The organism is Thermocladium sp. ECH_B (assembly GCA_001516585.1).
GTDB lineage: Archaea > Thermoproteota > Thermoprotei > Thermoproteales > Thermocladiaceae > Thermocladium.
This window is the reverse complement of record LOBW01000081.1, coordinates 1-7,920: the sequence shown is the minus strand read 5'-3', so window position 1 is coordinate 7,920 and position 7,920 is coordinate 1. Positions and strand designations below refer to the sequence as shown.

The window sequence follows — 7,920 nt, the reverse complement described above, 5'->3', positions numbered from 1 at the left end:
TAAAGAAATTTACTTATAGTTTAATCTTTATCCAGCCTCAGAGAGGTGGGGCTTTTTCATTTATTCCATAATTCCCCAAGGCCGAGGTAGGCTTTGAATTACATGTCTTCCGTAATCCTTAAAAGCATAAATGATTAAGGCGGCAACGAGCCCCGGTAGCTCAGCCTGGTTGGAGCGCCTGCCTCGTAAGCAGGAGGTCCCGGGTGGCGGCCTTGGTCGCCCGGGAATTCAAATCCCGGCCGGGGCTCCAGTTATTTTCGTGTTAAGACATCTAGATTAGGTAAAGGTATTTAAGCTGCCTATCTATGGGTTTCTTGAATGAGATGTTGGCTGCCGATGAGGTTTATGTACCGGACATCAGCGTCATAGTTGATGGTAGTTTAAGGGAATCGGTTATAAGGGGTGAAGTGCGTGGGAAAGTATTGATTCACTCCCTTATCGTGAGGTTCTTTGAGGAAGAGGAGAAGAAGGGATCATCCATAGGCAAGCTAGGCATAGAGGAGTTGGAGTACATCAATGATGCCATCGCCAAGATGGGTCTTACCGATTTTGTTAGAATAGAATATATAGATACCGTGCCAAGAGAAGTTGCCCGAGTCGATGATATAGACATAATCGCTAGAGAGGTTGCCAGGGAATTAGGGGCCACCTTAGTGACCAGCGATCAGACGATGAAGAGCGTCTGTGAAGTAATGAGAATAAAGTACTTGTATCTAGGCAAGGAGAAAAACATCTCTGAATTGGAAAAAATGTTTCAATTAGAGAGGGGATTAATGTCGGTTCACTTGAAGGAGGATGTGGTGCCGCTAGGCAAGAGGGGCAAACCGGGGGCGTGGGAGATGGTGCCGCTAGGCACTGAACCAATGAAGCGGGAGCAGTTGGAGAAGATGGTGCGGGAATTGATCTCAATGGCCCATAGAAGCAACGATACAGTGATTGAGGTAAGGAGGGATCACTCGCTGATAATACAGCATAGGGATGTTAGGATAGTTGCCGTGTTTCCTCCCGTGTCCGATGGAATTGAAATAACTGCCGTGAAGCCATTGGTGAAGCGACGCATAGAGGATTATTCCCTTCATCCCAAGGTACTCGCCAGGCTAGAGGAGGGGGCTGAGGGGATACTAATAGCAGGCTCCCCTGGAGCCGGCAAGACCACATTTGCCCAAGCCTTAGCTGAGTTTTACCTATCAAAGAATAAGATAGTCAAGACTATCGAATCACCGAGAGACATGATACTCCCACCACAAGTGACGCAATTATCTAAGACCATGGCATCCTCCGAGGAGATACACGATATTTTACTATTGTCTAGGCCTGATTACACGATATTTGATGAAATGAGGGATACGGCGGATTTCCAGGTATATGTTGATCTAAGGCTGGCCGGAATAGGCATGGTTGGCGTGGTTCACGCAACTACGCCAATAGATGCGATTCAACGATTCATAGGAAGAGTGGAGCTAGGTATGCTACCATCAATAATGGATACCATAATATTCATGGATAAAGGAGACGTAAGCAAGGTTTACTCCCTTGAGATGGCTGTTAAGATACCTGAAGGAATGCGGGAGCAGGATTTGGCGCGGCCAGTCGTTACGGTGAGGGACTTCATAAGTGGGGATGCGGAGTATGAAGTTTATGTATTTGGAGAGGAAACATTCGTCGTTCCAATAAAGGAAAAAAGGCAAGGCAGACCCCAACACGCTGATTATAGAGTAATAAGCAGAATAGCAAGAACGCTGAGAAAGTATGTACCGCCCAGCGAATTATCCATAGAGTACGGAGGGCCTAATATGATTGTTATAAAAGTGCCCGAGGGNTATATGGGAATAACAATATCAAGGGTATTGCCTAAATTAGAGAGCCTCAAGCGAAAGTATAATATCGATATAAAGGTAGAGCCCCGAGAGTGAACTGCCCCGCCCTCACGGGTCTTCCGTCCCCTTAACCCCCGTTAAGATAATCTAACTAAATTCAAGACCTAAAGGAAATATCTATGTGATAAAGAGAGCGATAAACCTAGTCCCTCAAGGGATGGGGAGGAGGATAGAAGAATGGAACTATTGCACTGAACATCAATCATTTTAGAACTTAATGGCCCTCTTGGATAAAAGGGGACAAGCCTAGCCNCAAGTCAAAAGCGAGCGAGACCGCCTTTCATTTATCAAGCACGAATCGTCGCGACTCAATTATTGAGGAGCCGCTATCTATTACTATTACTTCGCCGATCAAGTTGCGTATCTTATCGGATGCTAATGCTGCAACTAGCTCTGCTACTTCATCTGATTCCACAATACTGCCCGTCAATGTGTGCACCTTTGCCCACGTCTCCTCGTTTTGACCAATATATTGAAGCAAGGAATCCCCCATCTTGGTTTTCACCAGGCCGGCTGCCACGGCATNAACGGTTATGCCAAGAGGACCTACTTCTGCTGCTAATGCCTTGGTGAAGCCTATTATGCCGGCCTTGGCTGCGCTATAGGGAACCAAGTAAGCAAGGCCAGTTATGCCTGCAATGGATGTTATATTTATTATCTTACCATGGCCTTTCTTAATCATGTGGGGAAGAGCAGCTCTAGTAACTAGGTAGACGGATTTTAGATTGGTACTTATTAATTTGTCCCATAATGATTCATCTATTTCCATAAATGGTTTTGCGATACCTAATCCCGCATTATTTACTAGGACATCTATTGAACCAAACGCATTAATGGCTTCATTGATCAATTTACTTGCCCCATCAACAGTAGATACATCCGCTTGAACTAGAATGCCATCTCCATGCTTCTTCACTTCCCGCAGAGCCTCCTCTCCTTCTTCAATATGCCGCTTTACATTTATTACAATGGAAAACCCAGCCTTAGCTAGCCTCACGGCTATTGATCTACCAATACCTCTTCCACTACCTGTAACCACGGCGATCTGCATGCAAGATAAAAATGATGACTAGAATAAATATCTACTGTTTAATCCATGAGTCGCAATGATTTCCTGACATCTGAAAGCTAGGTCGATGTCTTCTGCTTTCCCTAAAATTAGTTTGCCGGGAAGTAATGCATTTATTCCTAGTATTCTGGGGTATTTGTGTTCAAGATACTTGTATTCTCTCCGCTCGGAGGTATTAGGTTAATACTGTACTCAGTGCTTGCGGTGTTCGTCATACCCATGTCTATTGTCAACCTGATGCTTGTCTTTAAGTTACTTGGTTTCCCTGCCTATTATGGCACATTTGTGGCATTAACAATAACAGGGCTCAGTTTATTGGGGAGCGTGGTTCATGTCGCTGTCTATGAGACCAAGTATAGGGCAATAATGCCGAGCTATGTGACCATAGATTTCATGGGCTTTCAATTTAGACTCCCCAGCTTCATGTGGCAAATACAGAGAAGCATAGTATCAGTAAATGTGGGTGGAGCTATAATACCCACCATAATGTCAATAATATTAATGTATGTGATGTGGAACATATCCCATAGAGTTTTAGCGGGAGTAATCATTTCCCTCTTATTAACAACGCTCATAGTTAATAGGGCTGCTAAGGTGGTGCCCGGCATCGGCATAACTACGCCAGCATTCCTACCACCCCTAGTATCCGCCACTGCCACAACGCTAATAATATACGTAATGTCGCCAACGTTTCTTAATGCATCCCCAGCAGCTGCCTATATTGTGGGCGTGCTCAGCAGCTTGATTGGAGCCGACATAATGCATCTTAGGGAGGTAATGGAATTATCGCCAGCCATAATAGACATAGGAGGCATGGGAACATTTGATGGCATATACTTATCCGGGGTGCTAGCCATATTCTATGCAATGGCTCTAACGCTCATACTGGGATAATTCGCTTTTCTCAGCTACCCTGGGAAGAATCACCGATCATTCGGCATGTCAATCATCACTTAATTAACTCCCTGTTGAGTCGTTAAAAAATTTTAGGGCAGGGCAATGAACGAAACATATTTTAAAATGCTTATCTATATCTAGATGACTCAAATTGTCGGATAATAATGGAGAGGAGGTAAAGGAAGAGGAGGTAAAGAGACTAATGGATAAAATGTTATCCTTAATTGGGAACTATGTCTCCACATCGCTGGAGAGGGTGAAAAATAAGTATAGACCTCTATTCGATGATTTTAGGAATGGCTTTGGAATAGAGGCGCCCTTATTGGATCTGGATGATGATGGCGTATTATTCATAGAGGCATCATATGCGGAACTAGATGAAGTAACGCCAAGCATACTAACCAGTTTCCTCAATGAAATGGGCATTCAACCCAATGGGTACCCACTTATATCCACAATCGGATTGGTTTGCCTTAATGTCGAATATGGAGGGACACAAGTAGCATCAAGTAAGGAGACGGCCATTTATGCGGTTGAGGGCACTAAACCAATAGCAATAGAGGGCGGCACACNCCACTGCGCACGGAGGGCGCTTGTTGAGGTTGGGGGCGGAGTGAAGGAATCCACGCATAATGAGACGAGCAGATTCATAGAATCCACGCGCAGTGCGATAATTAATGGCAGAAATCAATATTCTACCTACATTAAAAGTTATATCGATACATTTGGATTCCCACCCATGGAGATAGCGATAGGGAAGGATAGCGTTGATATCAACACCCCTGTCCCCGCAAAACTCGTGCCGGATCTAGAGGATTTAGCCATAGCTAAAATAATGGGAAGCAATGACTTCACGGTTGACGAAGTTGATTTAGGCATTCACTGCACCAAGAAGGCCGTGGATAGTGATTATATATTAAATGCCGATGAGGGCATGTTGCTTCTTGGATCAAAGATAAGTGATGAATGCATAAAATATGTAATGCTGCGAAGCAATGGGAAAATTGATGCAAGTAATGAGGGTGAAGAGAAGATTAATTAAATGGTATATTATTTTCATGCTTTTCTCTCAATTCTCTCCATGCGCTCCTCTAATTCAATTTCCCGCCTCTTCACTTCATCGATCTCATCCCTTAACTTCTTGTATTCTTCTCCCTTCTCTAGGAATTGTCTAATCCTATAAGCCGTCTCCCTAGCTAATCGCCTAACCCGCCCATCTGGATCCTGAGAGGATAATTTATCCAAGATGGGAAGCAACCTATCATCCCTTAATTCTCCGGCAGCCGCCACCACTGCGCTTCTAATCCTGAAATTATCATCTCTGCTCAATATTGTTAACTCATTAATCACTTTCTTGTTTCCAGGGAATTTAGCCATGGCTTGAATAGCGGCGACTCTGACCGGCGTTGGTTTATCACCTAGTGAGTGCCTAATTATAACGTCAAGGAAATCCGTGGAACCAAGCTCCCCTAAGCCCAGTAATGCTCCCTGCGTTATCACATAATTATGACCACCATAACTCAATGCATCGAGCAGTGATTTCCGCGAGTCATCGATGCCCAGCTTCCCCATACTGATCGCCGACATATATCTAACATAATAGCTCTCCTTTTCATCGTTGAGCAAATTCTGCAATGCACTAAGTACCTCCCCATCCCTCTTGAATTCGCCGAGGGACTCCACTATAACTCTCTTGGCACGAGGCGACTCCTCCCTCTTAAGCGCCTCTAATAATGCATTCTTAGCTTCGTTTGTTCCTATGCGGCCTAATGCCCTCGCTGCCTCGGCTCTCACGCCCCAGAATGCATCCTCCATTAATGTACTCTTAAGTGCGGCAACTGATTGGGGAGATGGATTCTTACTGAGAGCCTCGACTGCCTCTATCCTGCATATTATATCTTCATCTCCCAACTCCGCCTTGGCTTCCTCGATGGATTTATCGGATTGAACGATGCGGGGTAATTTGAATCCAGGATCTATGCAGATATAGAGCGGCTTAGCATCTAGGGGCACGGCTATTGATTGTTCCTTAGCCGTCATCAATACTTGCATAACTTGCTTTCCATTTCTATTAACCAACTTCACATCAAGCGGTAACCTATAAACTGGGTATGAATCGACATCCTGAGCCTGCTGAATGCTTATCTTGACTAGTTTATTATCGGGATCCCACTCCCATTTAGCCTTTATCACAGGATGGCCTCCCGAGTAAACGAATTGATCAAAGAACCAGGACAGGTCCTCCCCTGTCTCAGTCTCAATAGCTTTTCTCAAGTCCTCCGTATCGGCATTGCCGAATTTATGTGACTCCAAGTACCTTTTTATGCCTCTTCTAAATGCATCATCACCGACCAATTCATGCAATGCATGAAGAACTGTGGATCCTTTCTCATAAGTGTGCCTATCAAACATTTCCTCCGGTATTCCATAGAGGCGAGTAACTATAGGCCTTGCATATCGCTTCTCATATTCTCCTAAATAAGTCTTGAAATTATTTAATAATACATATAGAAAATCATCCCGTCCCTTGCTGTGAAGGGTATATAATGCATCCATGTACGTCGCAAAGGCCTCATTAAGCCAAATATTGGCCCAATCCTTTGTAGTGACTAGGTCCCCGAACCATTGATGCGCTAACTCATGTGCAACCAGTGAATCGGAGCTGAAGTCCTCATACTTACAGGGATACTTAGAGTAGGGACAATGCGCGTGTTCATCATGGAGTGTTTGATCAGTTAATATAGTCACTGTGGTATTCTCCATGCCTCCATATATGAATTCCTCGACGACTACTTGCTTATATATTGCGTATGGATACTTCACTCCAGTGAATTCGTTGAAGAACCTTATCATATCGCACGTATGTGCGAAGCTGAGCCTTGAATCGTTGGCTCGTCCCTTGGGAACGTAATACTCCAGCTTGACCCCATCGCATTCATCACTGATAGACTCAAATTCGCCGGCAGCCAACGCTATAAGATATGGCGAGTGAGGTTTATCGAATGCCCATACCCACTCAATTTTGTTGTCAACACTCTTTCTATCAACTAGTACACCATTACTTACGGCAATCAAGTTAGGAGGAACCCTTATTGTTATTTGCGTGGGGAATTTTATATTGGGATTATCAGGTAATGGCAGCCAATATCTATTATCCTCGCTTTCCCCCTGTGTCCAAATGGTTAATACGGGATTCCCCCTCTTCGGATCAGGATCAACGAAGTAAAGTCCTCGCCTTGGTTTCGTTGAATATTCTATCCTTATCGTGGCTGAATCGTTAATCGATAATTGGCCTAGTTCCACAAAGAGCGTGGAGCCATCATAATCAAATGGATGATTAACGCTAAGTATTTCCATTTCTTTTGCATTCAACACAACTCGCTTAATGCTTCGCATTGCGATTATCGAATACTCTACTATTCCTCTAAGCGACTTATTTACCGGATCTAGATCTATCCATGCCTTCATCGATTTAATAGAAAATGGATAACTAACAGGATATTGCGGCGTATATTCAGGAAAAGCAAAATTCCTTCCAGTTCTATACTTGTAGCTATCTATAAACGACATGCTTGATTAGGAGAATGGGACTATAAAAATATAGCTATTGATCCACTTCATCTTGGTGAGCTACCCCGCCCTTAAGGGGCTTCCCGCTTCCCCACCCCGCCTTGCCCGTAGCTGAGGGCCACGGGTAGTGGGCGGAGCTCCACGGGCACCACGGGCGGCACCCACCCCGCACGCCTCAAGTGATTGAGAGCGGAATTATAATCCCTATCCACGGTCCAGCCACACTTGGGGCACTCGAAAACCCCATCACTCAACGCTAAGTCATCCTTTACATATCCATACTTGGCACACGCCTTCGAGGAATTCCTAGGATCCACTAAAACCACCTCCTTCCCATACTTCTCCACCTGATACTTTATTACTGTACGCATCATGCCGAAGGCAGCGTCTTGAAGGCTCCTCCTAAGCCCCCTACTCGCCCCACCAATGAGCTGCTTAACGGAGATATCCTCCATAACCACAGCATCATAATGCTCTGCAAAGTATTTCCCTAATTTCATGTATAGA

The 7,920-nt window shown here is 44.6% G+C and carries 5 protein-coding genes, 1 tRNA gene and 1 pseudogene; 4 read left to right on the top strand and 3 right to left on the bottom strand.

From position 1 onward, the window contains the following. The first annotated feature begins 149 nt into the window (after positions 1–149). Both AT710_08475 and AT710_08470 read left to right on the top strand, forming a co-directional pair. Positions 150–250: transfer RNA gene (locus AT710_08475), tRNA-Thr, on the top strand. Positions 251–323: 73 nt separating this feature from the next. Beyond that, positions 324–1,913 carry an ATPase gene (locus tag AT710_08470; GenBank protein KUO90706.1) on the top strand — a complete coding sequence of 530 codons (1,590 nt, stop codon included), beginning with the start codon at positions 324–326 and terminating at the stop codon, positions 1,911–1,913. Between the two features lie 244 nt (positions 1,914–2,157). On the opposite strand, the gene AT710_08465 is transcribed toward AT710_08470, so the two are convergent. Then, positions 2,158–2,928 carry a short-chain dehydrogenase gene (locus AT710_08465; GenBank protein ID KUO90705.1) on the bottom strand — a complete coding sequence of 257 codons (771 nt, stop codon included), beginning with the start codon at positions 2,926–2,928 and terminating at the stop codon, positions 2,158–2,160. Between the two features lie 156 nt (positions 2,929–3,084). On the opposite strand from AT710_08465, the gene AT710_08460 reads away from it, so the two are divergent. Further along, the gene (locus AT710_08460; protein ID KUO90704.1) at positions 3,085–3,840 is read left to right on the top strand and encodes a hypothetical protein; all 756 of its coding nucleotides are present in this window, start codon (positions 3,085–3,087) and stop codon (positions 3,838–3,840) included. A 154-nt stretch (positions 3,841–3,994) separates the two neighbouring features. Further along, entirely contained in the window at positions 3,995–4,885 is an 891-nt protein-coding gene (locus AT710_08455) for a hypothetical protein (protein KUO90703.1), read from the top strand. 14 nt (positions 4,886–4,899) lie between these two features. Here AT710_08455 and AT710_08450 read toward each other — a convergent pair whose 3' ends face one another. Both AT710_08450 and AT710_08445 read right to left on the bottom strand, forming a co-directional pair. Next, on the bottom strand, positions 4,900–7,413 hold the full coding sequence (locus AT710_08450) for an aminopeptidase (protein ID KUO90702.1): 2,514 nt from the start codon (positions 7,411–7,413) through the stop codon (positions 4,900–4,902). Between the two features lie 71 nt (positions 7,414–7,484). Beyond that, positions 7,485–7,920 (bottom strand): annotated as a pseudogene (locus AT710_08445).

What these genes read in the sequence shown, in the direction of transcription:
- AT710_08450 (KUO90702.1), bottom strand. Translation starts at nt 7,413, where the DNA reads ATGTCGTTTATAGATAGCTACAAGTATAGAACTGGAAGGAATTTTGCT.